At 61.0% G+C, this 17,574-nt stretch carries 18 protein-coding genes; 17 read left to right on the forward strand and 1 reads right to left on the reverse strand.

What is annotated here, in order from left to right; all coding sequences use genetic code 11:
* Nucleotides 1-34 precede the first annotated feature (34 nt).
* From fabD to nagZ, 17 genes are all read left to right on the forward strand, one after another.
* On the forward strand, nucleotides 35-985 hold the full coding sequence (fabD, locus tag C8C93_RS01965; RefSeq protein WP_121505748.1) for an ACP S-malonyltransferase: 951 nt from the start codon (nucleotides 35-37) through the stop codon (nucleotides 983-985).
* Nucleotides 982-1,728, forward strand: coding sequence for a 3-oxoacyl-ACP reductase FabG (fabG, locus tag C8C93_RS01970; protein WP_121505749.1), 747 nt, complete (start codon nucleotides 982-984; stop codon nucleotides 1,726-1,728). The genes fabD and fabG overlap by 4 nt, the downstream gene beginning before the upstream one ends.
* A gap of 103 nt (nucleotides 1,729-1,831) precedes the next feature.
* Entirely contained in the window at nucleotides 1,832-2,071 is a 240-nt protein-coding gene (acpP, locus tag C8C93_RS01975; RefSeq protein ID WP_003058049.1) for an acyl carrier protein, read from the forward strand.
* Nucleotides 2,072-2,118: 47 nt separating this feature from the next.
* Entirely contained in the window at nucleotides 2,119-3,363 is a 1,245-nt protein-coding gene (fabF, locus tag C8C93_RS01980; protein WP_055399467.1) for a beta-ketoacyl-ACP synthase II, read from the forward strand.
* Between the two features lie 647 nt (nucleotides 3,364-4,010).
* Nucleotides 4,011-4,637 (forward strand): RNA polymerase sigma factor RpoE, encoded by a 627-nt coding sequence (gene rpoE / locus C8C93_RS01990; protein ID WP_055399464.1) that lies wholly within the window; start codon nucleotides 4,011-4,013, stop codon nucleotides 4,635-4,637.
* 9 nt (nucleotides 4,638-4,646) lie between these two features.
* Nucleotides 4,647-5,327, forward strand: coding sequence for a sigma-E factor negative regulatory protein (locus C8C93_RS01995; protein WP_121505751.1), 681 nt, complete (start codon nucleotides 4,647-4,649; stop codon nucleotides 5,325-5,327).
* A 102-nt stretch (nucleotides 5,328-5,429) separates the two neighbouring features.
* Nucleotides 5,430-6,440 (forward strand): MucB/RseB C-terminal domain-containing protein, encoded by a 1,011-nt coding sequence (locus C8C93_RS02000; RefSeq protein WP_370110769.1) that lies wholly within the window; start codon nucleotides 5,430-5,432, stop codon nucleotides 6,438-6,440.
* Nucleotides 6,441-6,614: 174 nt separating this feature from the next.
* Nucleotides 6,615-8,081: a DegQ family serine endoprotease gene (locus C8C93_RS02005; protein ID WP_121505753.1), complete on the forward strand. Its 1,467-nt coding sequence runs from the start codon at nucleotides 6,615-6,617 to the stop codon at nucleotides 8,079-8,081.
* A gap of 511 nt (nucleotides 8,082-8,592) precedes the next feature.
* Nucleotides 8,593-10,401: a translation elongation factor 4 gene (lepA, locus tag C8C93_RS02010; protein WP_055399457.1), complete on the forward strand. Its 1,809-nt coding sequence runs from the start codon at nucleotides 8,593-8,595 to the stop codon at nucleotides 10,399-10,401.
* The gene (gene lepB / locus C8C93_RS02015; RefSeq protein WP_121505754.1) at nucleotides 10,401-11,378 is read left to right on the forward strand and encodes a signal peptidase I; all 978 of its coding nucleotides are present in this window, start codon (nucleotides 10,401-10,403) and stop codon (nucleotides 11,376-11,378) included. The genes lepA and lepB overlap by 1 nt, the downstream gene beginning before the upstream one ends.
* Nucleotides 11,379-11,416: 38 nt before the next feature.
* Entirely contained in the window at nucleotides 11,417-11,785 is a 369-nt protein-coding gene (locus tag C8C93_RS02020; protein ID WP_121505755.1) for a DUF4845 domain-containing protein, read from the forward strand.
* Complete coding sequence (gene rnc, locus C8C93_RS02025) at nucleotides 11,785-12,468, forward strand: ribonuclease III (RefSeq protein ID WP_121505756.1); 684 nt, start codon at nucleotides 11,785-11,787, stop codon at nucleotides 12,466-12,468. Before C8C93_RS02020 ends, rnc begins: the two co-directional genes overlap by 1 nt.
* A complete protein-coding gene (gene era / locus C8C93_RS02030) occupies nucleotides 12,465-13,469 on the forward strand; it encodes a GTPase Era (protein ID WP_121505757.1) in 1,005 nt (334 codons plus the stop codon). Before rnc ends, era begins: the two co-directional genes overlap by 4 nt.
* A gap of 90 nt (nucleotides 13,470-13,559) precedes the next feature.
* The gene (recO, locus tag C8C93_RS02035) at nucleotides 13,560-14,324 is read left to right on the forward strand and encodes a DNA repair protein RecO (protein ID WP_121505758.1); all 765 of its coding nucleotides are present in this window, start codon (nucleotides 13,560-13,562) and stop codon (nucleotides 14,322-14,324) included.
* A complete protein-coding gene (locus C8C93_RS02040; protein WP_121505759.1) occupies nucleotides 14,321-15,106 on the forward strand; it encodes a pyridoxine 5'-phosphate synthase in 786 nt (261 codons plus the stop codon). Before recO ends, C8C93_RS02040 begins: the two co-directional genes overlap by 4 nt.
* Nucleotides 15,107-15,163: 57 nt before the next feature.
* Nucleotides 15,164-15,559 (forward strand): holo-ACP synthase, encoded by a 396-nt coding sequence (acpS, locus tag C8C93_RS02045; protein ID WP_121505760.1) that lies wholly within the window; start codon nucleotides 15,164-15,166, stop codon nucleotides 15,557-15,559.
* Between the two features lie 73 nt (nucleotides 15,560-15,632).
* The gene (gene nagZ, locus C8C93_RS02050) at nucleotides 15,633-16,724 is read left to right on the forward strand and encodes a beta-N-acetylhexosaminidase (protein WP_121420760.1); all 1,092 of its coding nucleotides are present in this window, start codon (nucleotides 15,633-15,635) and stop codon (nucleotides 16,722-16,724) included.
* Between the two features lie 144 nt (nucleotides 16,725-16,868).
* On the opposite strand, the gene C8C93_RS02055 is transcribed toward nagZ, so the two are convergent.
* A complete protein-coding gene (locus C8C93_RS02055; protein ID WP_121422808.1) occupies nucleotides 16,869-17,525 on the reverse strand; it encodes a mechanosensitive ion channel family protein in 657 nt (218 codons plus the stop codon).
* Nucleotides 17,526-17,574: the final 49 nt, after the last annotated feature.

The raw sequence follows: 17,574 nt of genomic DNA on the forward strand, positions 1-17,574 counted from the left end.
AGGCATCAATTTCAATCATATTTCTGGATTTTTCATGAAGTCTTTTGCATTTGTCTTTCCGGGACAAGGCTCGCAATCGGTGGGCATGCTCGACGGATGGGGTGATCACCCGGTGGTGGCCCAGACCGTGCAGGAAGCCTCGGATGCCCTGGGTGAAAACATCGGCCTGCTGATCAAGGAAGGTCCCAAGGAGGCGCTGGCCCTGACCACCAACACGCAGCCGGTGATGCTGGTGGCTGGGGTGGCTGCATGGCGTGTCTGGCGTGCAGAAGGTGGTGCAGCCCCGGTCGCTGTTGCGGGGCATTCTCTGGGCGAGTATTCGGCGCTGGTTGCCGCAGGTGTGTTGACGCTGGCCCAGGCGGCGCCTCTGGTGCGCCTGCGTGCAGCTGCCATGCAGGAGGCCGTGCCGGTCGGCACTGGCGCCATGGCTGCCATCTTGGGGATGGAGGCTTCCAAGGTCATCGCAGGATGTGCCGAGGCAGTGGCCTCGTTCGGTGTGGGAACGGCAGAAGTGGTTGAGGCTGTCAATTTCAACGACCCCGTCCAGACGGTCATTGCGGGCACCAAGGCCGGCGTCGAAAAGGCCTGCGAAATGCTCAAGGCGGCAGGTGCCAAGCGCGCACTGCCATTGCCGGTGTCTGCCCCTTTTCACTCCAGCCTGATGAAGCCTGCCGCTGAGAAGCTGCGCTTGGCGCTGGCGGATGTGGCGCTTGCTGCGCCCCAGACTCCGGTTCTGAACAATGTGGATGTCGCGGTGCAACAGGATGCTGATGCGATCCGAGACGCGCTCTACCGCCAGGCCTTTGGCCCCGTGCGCTGGGTGGAGTGTGTGCAGGCCCTCAAGGCCCGGGGGGTCACCCATATTATTGAAAGTGGCCCTGGCAAAGTGCTGGCGGGTCTGACCAAGCGCATCGATCCTGAGCTGGTGGGTGCGACACTGTTTGATATGGCCACGCTGGCCGAAACCCGGGAGTTGTTGGCATGACGCAATCCTCATCGGCCGCGCAAGTGGCGTTGGTCACTGGCGCATCGCGCGGCATTGGTGCGGCCATTGCGCTCGAGCTGGCGGTACGTGGCTACCAGGTGGTGGGCACGGCCACGACGGACGATGGCGCCGAGCGCATCAGCCAGGCCCTGGCGACCTACCCCGGCTGCCGTGGTGCCAATCTGAACGTGAATGACGGAGCTGCCATCGAGGCGTTGATGGATTCCATCGTCAAGCAGCAGGGTGGTCTGCATGTGCTGGTCAACAATGCGGGCATCACCCGCGACACCCTGGCCATGCGCATGAAGGACGATGACTGGGATGCGGTGCTGGACACCAATCTCAAGGCGGTTTTCCGCGTGAGCCGCGCGGCAATTCGCCCGATGATGAAACAGCGATTCGGGCGCATTATCAGCATCACCAGTGTGGTGGGGGCATCGGGCAATCCCGGTCAGGCCAACTACGCGGCGGCCAAGGCTGGAGTGGCGGGAATGACCCGTGCACTGGCCCGCGAACTGGGCAGCCGCAGCATCACGGTCAATTGCGTAGCGCCGGGATTTATCGAGACGGATATGACGTCGGTGCTGCCCGAGGAACAGCAAAAAGCCCTCAACGCCCAGATCCCTTTGGGGCATATGGGCAAGCCGCAAGACATCGCACATGCCGTGGCCTACCTTGCTTCGCGCGAAGCAGGGTACGTGACCGGGCAGGAGTTGCATGTCAATGGCGGCATGTACATGTAATTGAGACAAGTTAACGCCGGTTCATCCGGACGGCGGGCTGCTGAGGGGCTTCTCCTTAAGCGGCTAGAATCGCGGATTCATTCACAACCCCCAGAGGGAAACCATGAGCGATATCGAAGCACGCGTCAAAAAAATCATTGCCGAACAACTCGGTGTGGAAGAGTCCCAAGTCACCAATGAAAAGGCCTTCGTGGCAGACCTCGGTGCCGACTCGCTCGACACGGTGGAACTGGTGATGGCACTGGAAGACGAATTCGGCATCGAGATCCCTGACGAAGACGCCGAGAAGATCACGACGGTGCAAAACGCCATCGACTACGCCAACACCCACCAGAAGGCCTGAGCGGCGCACTGCGCCTGACTCAAGCGATCAACAGAAGGTTTTTACGCATGAGCCGTCGTCGCGTTGTCGTGACCGGCCTGGGATGCGTCAGCCCCGTGGGCAACACGGTGGCCGAATCCTGGGCCAATCTCCTTGCCGGAAAATCCGGTATTGACCTCATCACCAAGTTCGACACGTCGAACTTTGCCTGCAAGATTGCAGGGGAGGTCAAAGGTCTTGACCTGGAGTCGTACATCAGCGCCAAGGATGCGCGCGCGATGGACAGCTTCATCCATTTCGGCATTGCAGCTGCTGCACAGGCGGTTGAAGATGCCGGTCTGCCCACGGGTGAAGCGCTCAGTGAAGAGTTTGCGACACGCATAGCCTGCGTGATCGGTTCGGGGATTGGTGGCTTGCCACTGATCGAGAATACCCACGCGGAACTGGTCAGTCGCGGTCCGCGGCGCATCACACCGTTCTTTGTGCCAGCGTCCATCATCAATATGGTGGCGGGCCATGTGTCCATGCGCTTTGGCTTCAAGGGGCCGAACCTTGCGGTCGTGACGGCCTGTACAACCGGCCTGCATTGCATTGGCGAGGCTGGCCGCATGATCGAATACGGTGATGCGGATGTGGTGGTGGCGGGCGGCACTGAATCCACGGTGTCGCCGCTGGGCATTGGTGGTTTTGCGGCCATGCGCGCCCTGTCTACCCGCAACGATGACCCCAAGACCGCTTCCCGCCCCTGGGACAAGGACCGAGATGGTTTTGTTTTGGGTGAGGGCGCCGGGGTCATGGTGCTGGAGGAATACGAGCATGCCAAAGCCCGTGGTGCCAAGATCTATGCGGAACTGGGTGGTTTTGGCATGAGCGCCGATGCAGGCCACATGACGGCCCCCAGTATGGATGGTCCGCGCCGTGCCATGCTCAACGCCCTGCGCAATGCCGGCATGAATGCCGATCAAGTTGACTACCTCAACGCCCATGGCACTTCCACGCCGCTGGGTGATATTAATGAGACGAATGCCATCAAGGCGGCCTTGGGCGACCATGCTTACAAGGCTGTGGTGAGCTCCACCAAATCCATGACCGGTCATTTGCTGGGTGGTGCGGGCGGTATTGAGAGCATTTTTACAGTGCTGGCCTTGCATGAGCAAAAGGTACCACCCACCATCAATTTGGCGAATCAGGACCCCGAGTGCGATCTGGACTACTGCGCCAACACGGCGCGTGACATGAAGATCGACGTTGCAGTCAAGAATAACTTCGGTTTTGGTGGCACCAACGGGACGCTGGTTTTCAAGCGCGTCTGATCATTGGGTCAGGTGCTCTGCCGCCCGACTTGGCGAGGCCGTGGTGTCTTGTTGCGATCCTGCAATCGTTGGTTGCTCAGCACGGGCCTATGTTCCGTGCTAAGCAGGCGGCACAGCCTCGGTAGCGTTTCGTGGGTGTGACTTCGCAGCGACCACCTTCGGTGTTTTACCCCCTGCGGCGCAGCCGCCTGTTCGGGGGCTTGCTGGGGGCATTGTTGCTGATCAGCGCAGCGGGGCTTGTTGCTTGGTTCGTTCGAAGTGGTGGTGCTGCATCCCCATGGCCCGCAGCGATGGCGGGTGGTCTCTGGTGTCTGGCTGCCGCCAGCGCATTCCATTTCTGGTTCTGTCAATTCTCTGGTGGTATCCACTGGGATGGCCAGACCTGGACACTGGTGGCTCCGAACTCCGGGGCGGCCTGGATGGCATTGTCCGGACCTCCTGAAGTCCTTCTCGATTTGCAGTCACATCTGTGGCTGCATGTCATTCCGGTGGGGCACCGCCGCACCTGGCTGTGGCTGACGTGTTCCGCGCAGCCCGAGCGTTGGCTGGATCTGCGGCGTGCGGTATATTCGCGCGCCAGACCGGGCGCTGACAACGCTGACGAAACCGCCCCGGCCAGCAGCCGTGGGCGTGAATCCTGAGTATCCATGACTGTAATTCCGCCTTCCCCTTCCGAAGATAGCGACCTCCAACTGGTGGAGCGCGCGGTAGCGGGCGATCAGCGTGCCTATGAGTTACTGGTCATCAAGTACCAGCGCCGTATCGAGCGTCTCATTGGCCGGATGGTGCGGGACACCGACATCGTTCAAGACATAGCGCAGGAGACGTTCATCCGGGCCTACCGCGCGCTGCATCAGTTCCGGGGGGATGCGCAGTTCTATACCTGGCTCTACCGGATTGCTGTCAATACCGCCAAGAAGGCGCTCATGGACATGAAACGCAATCCGGTCATCTCTGAGAACGCTTTGCGGGGGAACGAGGACGAAGATGAAACTTCCCGCCTCGGACACGAACTAACCAGCGACGAAACCCCCGAAACCGTACTCGCTGCCCGAGAAATCGCGCAAGCCGTGAATGCGGCTATGGAGGCGTTGCCCGACGATCTGCGCCAGGCGGTAACGTTGCGCGAGATTGAAGGGCTGAGTTACGAAGAGATTGCGACGGCCATGGATTGCCCCATCGGCACGGTGCGGTCACGGATTTTTCGGGCGCGAGAGGCCATTTCGGCAAAAGTGCGTCCTCTGCTTGAGAACCAGTCAGGCAAACGGTGGTGAGGTAATGAAATGAACAACGCTGTACGAAGTGATGGATTGGTGGGCGGTGCTGTGGTGGCTGAGATAAGCAGGCGCGAGCAATTGTCGGCACTGGCGGATGGTCAGTTGCATGGAGACGAGGTGGCGGACGCCCTGGCCTATGCGGCGCAAGCCGAAGGCCATGCCACTTGGCAGCTCTACCATTTGGTGGGAGATGTATTGCGTTCTTCCGACCTCGCGCAACCTGCCAATCCGACTTTCATGGCGCGGTTGCGTAATGAACTGGCAAAGGAAGGGCCTGTTGTACGTCCTGCGGCCGCTGCTGTGCCGCGGGTCGATGTGGTGGCCCCGGCAATGGCGGAAGCTGCCAATGCGTCGGTCTTTCGCTGGAAAATGGTCGCGGGTTTTGCGTCTTTGGCGGCAGTTGCGGCGATTGGTTGGACCTCTCTGGCCACGTTGCAAGGCAATGGTGCACCCGGCGCCACGGGTGGAGCCCAGCTGGCCATCTCTCCCGAGTCGGGTGCGAATGGCCCCAGCTCCGGTGCCCCTGTGGTCGCAGTGGCTGATGCCGATGGTGGCGCGCAGGTGATGATTCGGGATCCCCGCCTGGACGAGTTGCTGGCGGCACACAAGCAGTTTGGCAGCACATCCGCATTGCAGATGCCTGCAGGATTTTTGCGCAATGCCACCTTTGAGACGCCCAGCCGCTGAGCCGGGAGTGGCTTGCTGGCGTGGTGAGATTGTGTGATGAGCTACCCGGGAGTTTTGTGCGTTTGGTTGAAAGCACTGCCGCAGCATTTTAAACACGGGGTGATTGCTGCCCTGTGTGTGACAGGACTCTCCGTATCGGCAGGGGCCTCGTCGGCAGAGGGGGGCGTTTCTTCTGCAGCAGAGGCGGCTCCCGCGCCTGTGGAGCGCAGTATTCTGCAGTGGATCGAGCGCATGCACAGCGCGCCCTGCGCGCGCCCGTATGCCGGTACCTTTGTGGTGCTGGCTGCTTCCGGAGCGATGGCCAGTTCACGCATCTGGCACGCCTGTGAAGGGGCGCAGCAGATGGAGCGCGTGGAGGCTCTCAGTGGCACTCCCCGGACCATTTTTCGGCGCAACGACGAGGTACGTACGTTCTGGCCCCAGTCGCGTGTGGTGCGGTCGGATCGACGGGATGCCTCTGGGCTGTTTCCACGAGTTCCGCTGGTTGAGGGCACTTCCATATCCCAGTTCTATGCCGCACGCCCTGTGGGCCAAGAGCGCGTTGCCGGATTTGTTGCCGACGTGGTGTGGTTCAAGCCCGTGGACTCGCTGCGTTTTGGCTACAAGCTGTGGAGCGAGCGGGAGACCGGTCTGGTTGTGAAGCTGCAGACCTTGGGCGCGAACGGACGCGTTCTGGAGCAGGCTGCATTCTCGGAGTTGGACTTGAACGCCCCCGTTCGCGTGGAGCAGCTTTCACGGCTGATGGACGCGACCGCTGGTTACAAGGTGGTGGCGCCGGTTGTGGTCAAGACCACGGCCACGGCCGAGGGCTGGGTGCTTCGTCAGCCGGTTGCTGGCTTTGTTCCGGTGAGCTGCCATCGGCGCGCTGTGTCTGCTGACGACGGTGCGCAGGGTGTCTTGCAGTGCCTGTACTCCGATGGTCTTGCATCGGTATCGCTGTTCATCGAGACCTTTGATCCCCAGCGACACCCCACCCAGCCCCAGGTCTCGGGTATGGGGGCCACGCAGCTTCTTGCGCAACGGGTCTTGCCCGATGTATGGCTCACTGCAGTGGGGGAGGTTCCTTTGCAGACCCTTCGCCTGTTTGCGGGTCAATTGGAGCGCACACGCTGACACTGAGGCCAGTGGGCGTGACGCTGGCGGCTGCTGTCTTTGAGCCTGCGCTGTGGCGGGGCCGTTTGCAGGGGCATGCGAAGTGCATTTGCGATGCGGGAACCAAATGGCCGCACACTCTTCACAGTTACACACAGTTTGATGACTGTATTTGCTACCAATCACGAAAGGTCGATGATGTCGAAGTTCGATGGAAATGCGCTGCGCTCCCTGGCATTTGCATGCATGTTCGCAGGGGCTGCTGGCGGCATGGCTTTACCCCAAGCTGCCTTGGCACAACCTGCTGCAGCGGTTCGCGGGTTGCCAGACTTTACGGATCTGGTGGATCAGGTGGGGCCCTCGGTGGTCAATATTCGGACGGTAGAAAAAGCGTCGAGCCGTGCAAGTGCAAACGGCATGGACGAGGAGATGATGGAGTTTTTCCGCCGCTTTGGCGTGCCGATCCCCAATGTGCCCAGGCAGCAACGTCCTCAGCGGCCGCAAGACGATGAGCAGCCGCGCGGCGTGGGTTCTGGCTTCATCCTGACTGCGGACGGGTTTGTGATGACCAATGCGCATGTCGTGGACGGCGCTGATGAGGTGATCGTCACCCTGACCGACAAGCGCGAATTCAAGGCCAAGATCATTGGTGCGGACAAGCGTACTGATGTGGCGGTGGTCAAGATCGAGGCCACGGGCTTGCCTGCCGTCAAGGTGGGTGATGTGGGGCGTCTGCGGGTGGGCGAATGGGTGATGGCGATTGGATCGCCCTTTGGGCTGGAGAACACCGTGACTGCGGGCATTGTGAGTGCCAAGCAGCGCGATACGGGGGACTATCTCCCGTTCATCCAGACCGATGTGGCCATCAACCCGGGCAACTCGGGCGGTCCGCTCATCAACATGCGTGGCGAGGTGGTGGGGATCAACAGCCAGATCTATTCGCGCTCGGGTGGATTCATGGGCATTTCGTTCGCGATTCCGATGGACGAGGCCATCCGAGTGAGTGAGCAGTTGCGCGCATCCGGCCGGGTGACACGGGGCCGTATCGGCGTGCAGATCGGGCAGGTCACCAAGGACGTTGCGGAGTCCATTGGCCTGGGCAAGGCCCAGGGTGCGCTGGTGACCGGAGTAGAGGCGGGGTCACCCGCAGACAAGGCGGGCGTGGAGGCTGGTGACATCATCACCCGCTTTGACGGCAAGTCCATCGAGAAGGTTGCGGACCTGCCTCGCCTGGTGGGCAATACCAAGCCTGGTACCAAGAGCACGATGACCGTGTTCCGCCGTGGCGCTTCGCGGGACCTGGGCATCACCATTGCCGAAATTGAGCCCGACAAGCCAGCTGCCAAAACGGCGGAGCGTGAGGAAAAACCCAAGGCTTCGGCTGCTGCACAGCAAATGGGATTGGCGGTCACGGAACTTTCGGACGCCCAGAAAAAGGAGCTCAAGATCAAGGGCGGTGTGCTGGTCGCGACCGCCACAGAGGCCGCAGCGCGTGCTGGCCTGCGCGAAGGTGATGTGATTCTCGCGATTGCCAACACGGAAGTGTCTGGTGTGAAGGAGTTTGAGGCTGTGCTCGCCAAGGCCGACAAGAACAAGCCGATCAATGTGCTGTATCGGCGCGGCGAGTGGGCCCAATATGCCTTGATCCGTCCCGGACGATGACGAGCGGCGTTGTGGCGGATGTGGGGGGATGGGTTGACCCATTTCCCCACGTTTGCAGCAGGCCTTTGCCGGAGGTGTGGGCATTTTTGTTTTTTTGTCTTTTCCTTTCTTTGATGTTGCAAGTTAGCCTTGGCTAACTTTATGAGGGCCTATCAACTGATTTCGATAGAATAGAGGCCCCTGTTCAACGGTAATTCATATATTGGCTGGACGTTGATTCACGATGCGGGATGTGACGGTGTCATGCACAGCCGATCCACAGCTCACCCACAAGTTGTCCAGCGTTGTAGTTGTGCAGACTGTGTATAAGTTGTTGATAAGATCCCTGTTGCACCCTGGCAACTCCCCTTGGATGCAGTCGGATGGGCTTTTTACTGCAGGCTTTTTGCCTACAATGAAGCTCCAACTATCGCAGTTGCCAATGATTGTTGGTTCAGGGCGCGTCGCCATTCGACGCGCCCTTTTTTCTTGTGTGCTCCGTTTTAATTCAATCACTTGACGCTTTCCGTTGATGAACCACATCAGAAATTTTTCCATCATTGCGCACATCGACCATGGCAAGTCGACGCTTGCAGATCGCTTGATCCAGCGCTGCGGAGGCCTTGCGGACCGTGAGATGGAGGCCCAGGTTCTGGACTCGATGGATATCGAAAAAGAGCGTGGGATAACCATCAAGGCGCAGACCGCAGCGCTGCAATACAAGGCGCAGGATGGGCAGGTCTACAACCTCAATCTGATCGACACACCGGGGCATGTGGACTTCTCGTATGAAGTGAGCCGCTCGTTGTCGGCATGCGAGGGCGCGTTGTTGGTGGTGGATGCTTCGCAAGGCGTTGAAGCTCAGACCGTTGCGAACTGCTACACCGCATTGGATCTGGGTGTCGAGGTGGTGCCGGTACTCAACAAGATGGATCTGCCCAATGCCGATCCCGACAATGCGAAGGCCGAAATCGAAGATGTAATTGGCATCGACGCGACCGACGCGATTCCCTGCTCCGCAAAGACCGGCATGGGTATTGATGAGATCCTTGAAGCCATCGTGGCCAAGGTGCCCGCGCCGCGCGGCAATGCCGATGGGCCGCTGCGCGCGATGATCATCGACAGCTGGTTCGACAGCTATGTGGGCGTGGTGATGCTGGTGCGCGTGGTCGATGGCCGTTTGCTCAAGGGCGAACGCATCAAGATGATGGCCAGTGGTGCGGTGTACAACGCGGACAACCTCGGTGTGTTCACGCCCGCCAACGAGCCGCGCAACTCTCTTGACGCAGGGCAGGTGGGCTACATCATCGCTGGTATCAAGGAGCTGCAGGCTGCCAAGGTGGGTGACACGATCACGCTCGAAAAGAAATTGCCCAACAATGCGGGCCCTGCCGCCGAGGCGCTCCCCGGCTTCAAGGAAATCCAGCCCCAGGTGTTTGCCGGTCTGTACCCGACCGAGGCGAGCGAATATGACTCGCTGCGTGACGCGCTTGAAAAACTCAAGCTCAACGATGCTTCGCTGCACTACGAGCCGGAAGTGAGCCAAGCGTTGGGCTTCGGTTTTCGTTGCGGGTTTCTTGGCCTGCTGCACATGGAAATCGTGCAGGAGCGTCTGGAGCGTGAGTTTGACCAGGATCTCATCACGACTGCACCCAGCGTGGTCTACCAAGTGGTCAAGGCCGATGGTGAAGTGATCATGGTCGAGAACCCCTCCAAGATGCCGGACCAGGGGCGGCTTGAGGAAATCCGCGAGCCCATCGTCACGGTGCATCTGTACATGCCCCAGGACTATGTCGGCCCGGTGATGACGCTCGCCAACCAAAAGCGCGGTGTGCAGATGAACATGGCGTACCACGGTCGCCAGGTGATGCTCACCTATGAAATGCCGCTGGGCGAAATCGTGCTCGACTTCTTCGACAAGCTCAAGTCGGTGTCGCGCGGCTATGCATCCATGGACTACGAGTTCAAGGAGTACCGTGCGTCCGACGTGGTGAAGGTGGATATCCTTCTGAACGGCGAAAAGGTGGATGCACTGTCCATCATCGTGCACCGCTCTCAGTCCCAGTACCGTGGCCGAGCAGTGGTTGCCAAGATGCGCGAGATCATCAGCCGCCAGATGTATGACGTGGCCATCCAGGCGGCCATTGGCGCCAACATCATTGCGCGCGAGACCATCAAGGCACTGCGCAAGAACGTGCTGGCAAAATGTTACGGCGGCGATGTTAGCCGCAAACGCAAGCTCCTTGAGAAGCAGAAAGCAGGCAAGAAACGCATGAAACAGATCGGATCGGTCGAAGTGCCACAAGAGGCATTCCTGGCCATTTTGCAGGTGGAAGACTGATGCTCCAGTTCATGCAGATTTTCACATCCCTGGTGCTGGCCGCATTTGGTGGCTATATCGGGGCTTGGTACTTTGGTGCCATCGAAGGCAATTTCGCCTTGCTGTTGTTCCTGGCCACGGTGGTCACGGGCGCGTACTGGCTGGCCGAGCGTTTCTACTTTCTGCCCCAACGCCGCCGAGCTGCCCAGGCCATCGAAGATGCGGCGACCGCACGTCGTGCGGAGCTGGATCGCATGGGCATCCAGAAGGTCGATGTGGATGTGCAGGAGGCCAAGGGGCGGCTGCTCATGCAGCCTTGGTGGCTGGACTGGACGGCGGGGCTTTTCCCGGTCATCGTTGCCGTGTTTGTTCTGAGGTCGTTTCTTTTTGAACCCTTCAAGATCCCGTCGGGTTCGATGATTCCCACCCTGCTGGTGGGCGACCTGATCCTGGTGAACAAATTCACCTACGGTGTCCGCCTGCCGGTGATCCATACCAAGATCACCGAGGGCACCAAGCCTGCGCGCGGAGATGTTCTGGTGTTCCGCTATCCACCTCAGCCGAGCCTTGACTACATCAAGCGGGTGGTGGGTGTGCCGGGTGACGAGGTGGCCTACCTCAACAAGCGCCTCACGGTCAACGGCCAGGCCATTGACACCAAGGCGCTGCCAGACTTTTTCGAAGAAGACTCGATGCGCTACTTCAAACAGTTTGAAGAGCAACTGGGTGCACAGCCCCATCGTTTGTTGAACAACCCGGATGTGCCCGCCTTTGTGCAAGGCGCCAGCAATTTTGCCTATCGCAAGAACTGCCGTTACAGTGTTGAGGGCGTTGTATGCAAGGTGCCCGAGGGCCACTATTTCATGATGGGGGATAACCGGGACAACTCGCTCGATTCGCGTTACTGGGGCTTTGTTCCTGAGGGCAATATCGTCGGGAAGGCCTTTTTTGTCTGGATGAATTTCGGTAATCTCAAGCGCATTGGGTCGTTCCATTGATGGATGACCAGCTTTTTAGAACACTGAGGGGAAAATACATGCATATCAATCGCTCTACCAGTCCATTTCGCCAACGCGGTTTGTCATTCATTGGGGTGATTTTTATCGGTTTGATCGCCGTGGCTGCATTTGCTATTGGCGGACAGTCTATCCCCATCTTTCTGGAGTACCAGGCGATTAACAAGGCGGCGACCAAGGCTGCCAAGGAGGCCTCCACCGTCGCTGATGTCCGGGCCAGCTTTGACCGCGCTGCAGCCATTGACAACATCAGTTCCATCAATGGTAAAGACCTGGAGATTGCCAAGCGCGGTGACAACAAGATCGTGGTTTCTTTCAAGTATTCCCGCGAGATAGCGCTGGCGGGTCCCGCCTACCTTGTCTATCGCTTTGAAGGACAGACCAACTAGTGCATCCCGGCCTTCAAGCGCTGCAGACCCGTCTGCAGCATGTTTTCTCCGATCCATCCCTTCTTCAGCGCGCTACCACGCACCGCAGTTTTTCGGCCGACCACAACGAGCGGCTGGAGTTTCTGGGTGATTCCGTGTTGAATCTCGCGGTTGCGAGCCTGCTGTATCGGCAGTTGTCGGCGTTGCCGGAAGGCGATCTCTCTCGCGTGCGTGCCAACCTCGTCAAGCAGGACACGCTGCACCAGCTGGCGCTTGGCCTCAAGATCTCCGACGTGCTGCGATTGGGTGAGGGCGAGTCCAAATCAGGTGGCCAGCAACGTCCATCCATCCTGGCCGACGCGCTCGAAGCGCTGATTGGCGCGGTGTACCTGGATGCCGGCTATGCGAGTGCAGAAGCGTTGGTGCACCGCCTTTTTCAGGGCGTGGAGATCAACCCGCAGATGCAGGCTGCATCCAAGGACGCGAAAACTGCATTGCAGGAGTTGCTCCAGGGCCGCAAAATGAAGCTGCCGCAGTACAAGGTCGTCGGCACAGTGGGCGCTGCGCACCGTCAGACCTTCGACGTCGAGTGCGATATTCCTGAACTGGGCCTCACCGAACGCGGCATCGGCGGCTCCCGCCGGGCGGGCGAGCAGGCAGCCGCTGCTGCCATGCTGGCCACATTGAAAGCAAAGAAATTATGAATGATGCTACCAAAGATGTAGCGAATGAAGCCGCTCCAGCAAGCGCTGGAGCGCAAAATGACCTCGAAGCCATGCTGGCGGCAGCAGGCTCGCCGGCCGCCGTGCCTGGCCAGCGCTGTGGCGTGATCGCCATCGTGGGCAAGCCCAACGTGGGAAAGTCCACATTGCTCAATGCCCTGGTGGGGCAGAAGATCAGCATCACCTCGCGCAAGGCGCAGACCACGCGGCACCGCATCACCGGTATTCGTACGCGCGAGCAGACTCAGTTCATTTTTGTGGACACACCGGGTTTCCAGACGCGCCATGCCACCGCACTCAACAAGTCGCTGAACAAGACTGTGATGGGCGCGATTGGCGATGTGGACCTGATCCTCTTTGTGGTCGAGGCTGGCAACTTCACGCTGGCCGATGCCAAGGTGCTGTCGCTGTTCAAGCCCGGCATCCCCACGCTGCTGCTGGCCAACAAGCTCGACATGGTGCACCGCCGTGCCGAGCTGGCCCCCTGGCTCAAGAGCATGCAGGAGCGCCACCCGTTTGCCGAGTTTGTGCCCATGTCGGCCAAGAACAAGGGCGACATCGAGCGCCTGTTTGGCATCTGCGCCAAGTACCTGCCCGAGCAGGGCTGGTGGTACGGCGAAGACGAGCTGACCGACCGCAGCGAGAAGTTTCTGGCGTCCGAAACCGTGCGCGAGAAGCTGTTCCGCTTCACGGGCGACGAACTGCCTTACACCTCTACCGTGGTGATCGACAAGTTTGAGGAAGAAGCCAGCAAGCAGCACAAGCGGTTGGTCAAGATCGCTGCCACCATCGTGGTCGAGCGTGACAACCACAAGATGATGGTGATCGGCGACAAGGGCGAGCGCCTGAAGCGTATTGGCACCGAAGCCCGCCAGGAACTGGAAAAGCTCATGGATGCCAAGGTGTTCCTGGAGCTGTGGGTCAAGGTGCGCTCCGGCTGGGCCGACGACGAGGCGCGCGTGCGCTCGTTCGGTTACGAATAATTCCGTGCCCGCCTGCGACCCTGTCTTGTCCGGGCGGCACAAGCTGTCTGGCGCTTGCCAGCCGCATGCATTTGTGCGGGCCTGAAGCCAATGGCTGCCGCCAAGCGCATCTCCGATGAACCCGCCTTCGTGCTGCACAGCTACGACTGGAGCGAGTCCAGCCTGATCCTGGAGGTTTTCTGCCGTCAGCAAGGGCGTGTGGCGCTGGTGGCCAAGGGGGCCAAGAAGCCCAGTTCCAACTTCCGCCCGGTGCTACTGCCGCTCCAGCCCTTGTTGGTGACCTACACGCTCACCGGCGATGGCAGCGCAGACATCCACACCCTCAAGGGGGCGGAGTGGGTGGGCGGCCATGTGATGCCCACGGGCGATGCCCTGCTGTCGGGCATGTACCTCAACGAGCTACTGCTGCGCCTGCTGGCGCGCGCCGATCCACATGCGGCTCTGTTCGATGCCTATGCCGGTGTGGTGCGCGTGTTGGCCAGCGAACACGGCGATGCGTTAGAGCCCGTGCTGCGCAGCTTCGAGCTATTGCTGCTGCGCGAGATTGGCTTGCTTCCTGGCCTGGATGTCCAGACCATGACCTTGGAGGTCTTGCAACCCAAGACGCGCTACACGCTGGTGCCCGAAGGCGGCCTGCGCGCCTCCTCCTCGGCCGACCGCGCGGGCCTGCTCGGCGTCCAGTGGCAGACGTTGCAACGCGCGCTGGACGACGCAGCCACCTACACCGCCACCTTGCGTGCCTGCGCGCCGGTGGCTGCAGAACTCAAACCCCAGCTGCGCGCCCTGCTGCAATACCATTGCGGCAGCCCCATGCTGCGCACCCGCCAGCTCATGATCGATCTGCAGGCCCTATGAACCAGACCTCACGCCTCCCCCACGCCACGGCCCTCTCGGTCAATGTCAACAAGGTCGCCCTGGTGCGCAACACGCGCCATCTGGGCATTCCCAGTGTCACCCGTGCGGCCGAGCTGTGCCTGCAGGCGGGGGCCCAGGGCATCACCGTGCATCCTCGGCCCGACGAGCGGCACATCCGCAGCCAGGATGTGTTCGAGCTGGCTACGCTGATGAAGGCTTGGCCCGACCGCGAATACAACATCGAGGGCAATCCATCTCAGAACCTGATGGATTTCATCCGCAAGGTTCGCCCGCACCAGGCGACCTTTGTGCCCGACAGCGAAGACCAGTTCACCAGCGACCACGGCTGGAGCTTTCCGCAGGATGCCGAGCGCCTGGCGCCCCTGATCGCCGAGTGCAAAGCATTGGGCGTGCGCGTGAGCCTGTTCATGGACCCCGTGCCCGAGCAGATGGCCGCCGCCAAGGCCGTGGGCGCAGACCGGGTGGAGATTTATACCGAGCCCTACGCTGCAGCCTGGGGCACGCCGCAGCAAGACGTTGAGCTCAAGCGCTACGCCGCCGCTGCTCAGGCCGCGCTGGATGTGGGGCTGGGCGTGAACGCGGGTCACGACCTCAACCGTGACAACCTCGCCGCCTTTGTGCGCGAGGTGCCCGGTGTGCTCGAAGTCTCGATCGGCCACGCCCTCATTGCCGACGCGCTGGAGTTGGGCTACGCCGCCACGGTGTTGGCCTACCTGGGCTGCATCCAGTCAGGTTGTGCCGCACAACCTGATAACTCCTGATTTGATAGCTGCTAGCGATTGATGGATAAGCGCTAGAGTCCAATTTTATTCAAAAAAATGATCTACGGCATTGGCACCGACATCTGCGACGTGCGCCGCATCGCGGCCAGCCTGGAACGCCACGGCGAGCGCTTTGCCCAGAAGGTGCTGGCAGACGGCGAACTGGCCACCTGGCGCGAGAGGAGTGGCCGTTGGCCCGACCGCGGCCTGCGCTACCTGGCCACGCGGTTCTCTGCCAAGGAAGCGTTCAGCAAAGCCATCGGCCTGGGTATGCGCATGCCCATGACCTGGCGCCACTGCGAAGTGGCCAAGCTTGCGAGCGGCCAGCCCGTGATCGTGCTGCACGGCGCACTCAAGGAATGGTTTGACGCCAAAGGGCTGAAAGCGCACCTGAGCGTGACGGACGAGACCGACTACGCCGCCAGCTTCTGTGTGGTAGAGAAATTGGATTAAAAATGGCATCTGGCGCTTGATGGATAAGCGCTAGCAGCTATGTTTGTAATAGCAACCTGATGTTTGACACCCTATGACCGAACACGCCCCCCTCATCCTCGACGTGGCAGGCACAGAGCTGACTGCCGCCGACCGCCGCCGCCTGGCCCACCCGCTGACCGGCGGCGTGATCCTGTTTGCCCGCAACTGGGAAAACCGCGCGCAGCTGCTGCAGCTGACCAGCAGTATCAAGGCCGTGCGTGACGATCTGCTGATCTGCGTGGACCATGAGGGCGGCCGCGTGCAGCGCTTTCGCACCGATGGCTTCACCCACCTGCCGCCCATGCGCGCTCTCGGCGAGATGTGGATGGACGATGGCAAGGGCGCCAAGGCCGTGCCTGGCAGCGGCGCGCTGCGCGCCACCAATGCGGCCACGGCGGCGGGCTACGTGCTGGGTGCGGAGTTGCGCGCCTGTGGGGTTGATTTCTCGTTCACCCCCGTTCTCGATCTCGATTGGGGTGAAAGCGGCGTGATCGGCGACCGTGCCTTTCACCGCGACCCGCGTGTGGTGGCGCTGCTCGCCAAAAGCCTCATGCACGGTCTGCTGCAGGCCGGCATGGCCAACTGCGGCAAACACTTCCCGGGGCACGGCTTTGTCAAAGCCGACTCGCACACCGAGGTGCCGGTGGACAAGCGTAGCCTGAAGGCCATCCTGGCCGACGACGCCGCGCCATACCCCTGGCTCAGCAGTACGCTCACCAGCGTGATGCCGGCCCATGTGATCTATCCCAAGGTGGACAGCCGCCCCGCAGGCTTCTCGCGGCGCTGGCTGCAGGACATCCTGCGCCGCCAGATGCGTTTTGACGGCGCCATCTTCAGCGACGACCTCAGCATGGAAGGCGCTCGGCGTCTGGACGGCCAGGTCGTCAGCTACACCGACGCAGCCGTTGCAGCGCTGGAGGCAGGCTGCGACCTGGTGCTGTTGTGCAACCAGAGCGTGGGCGATGGCAAGGCCGTGGATGAACTCATCGACGGCCTGGAACAGGCCCAGAACCAAGGCCGCTGGCAGCCGAGTGTGGACAGCGAATCCCGCCGCCTGGCGCTGCTGCCCGAAACCCTGCCCCAGGCCTGGGATGAGTTGATGTACCAGCCCGCCTATCTGCAGGCCTTGGACCTGTTGCCCTGACGCCGTGAGAGCCCGTGGCCTGGAGTCTGGTTCGGCGCCCTCGTCGTTGCCGTGCTCGCCGGGTGTGCAACCCGCCCGCGCCCGCCGCCTAGCGTGCGACCCTGCCAGACCCTCACGCACAGCCGATTTCTCGGCTTCAGTGGACTAGGGCGTGTTGAAAGGCCCTGGCGTGACTGGAGGCGGGGCTGCCGGGGCACTTTCTGCGGCCTCTGCAGCGTTGGCGGGAAGTGCCGGCGGTGGTGGCACCCCCTGAAACCTGCGCACCACGCGTTGAAACACCAGCGCATTGGGAATCTGCAGCCAGGCGACCTGGTCCGCCGCAGCGCCATGGTCTTCGAGCGTGGTGTAGAGCAGGTTGATGTCCACCACACGTCCTTTGGCCCCGGGCTTTTCGGCGGTGTCCAGCACCTCGATGTAGTCGCCAATCTTGAAGGGTCGCACGGTGAAGATGAGCAGCGCGCAAAACAGGTTGGAGAGCACACTCCACGCCGCGAAAAAGGCCACGGCCCCGACAGTGGCAAACCCGGTGAACGCGGTCCAGAGCACGGTGGCCGACACCCCCATGCGTTCCAGCACCAGCAGCGCCGCACTGGCAATGATGAGCCAGCGGATCAGCCCGTTCATGGGCACCACCAGTTCGTCGGGCACCTGGTAGTGCGCGCTGGCACGGCGCACTATGCGGCGCAGCACCCGTTGCAGCAGCCAGGCGACAAACAGGATCAGCAGGATCTGCGTGCCGGGGATGATGACTTCGAGCCAGTCTTGTACCCAGTCGGGAAGGCGGGTTTTCAGCAGCTGCATGCGCGAAACGGCGGTGCGGGCGTTGCGCTCGGTGGCGTCAAACGTGAGG

The sequence above is a fragment of the Acidovorax sp. 93 genome, from assembly GCF_003633835.1.
GTDB lineage: Bacteria > Pseudomonadota > Gammaproteobacteria > Burkholderiales > Burkholderiaceae_C > Acidovorax > Acidovorax facilis.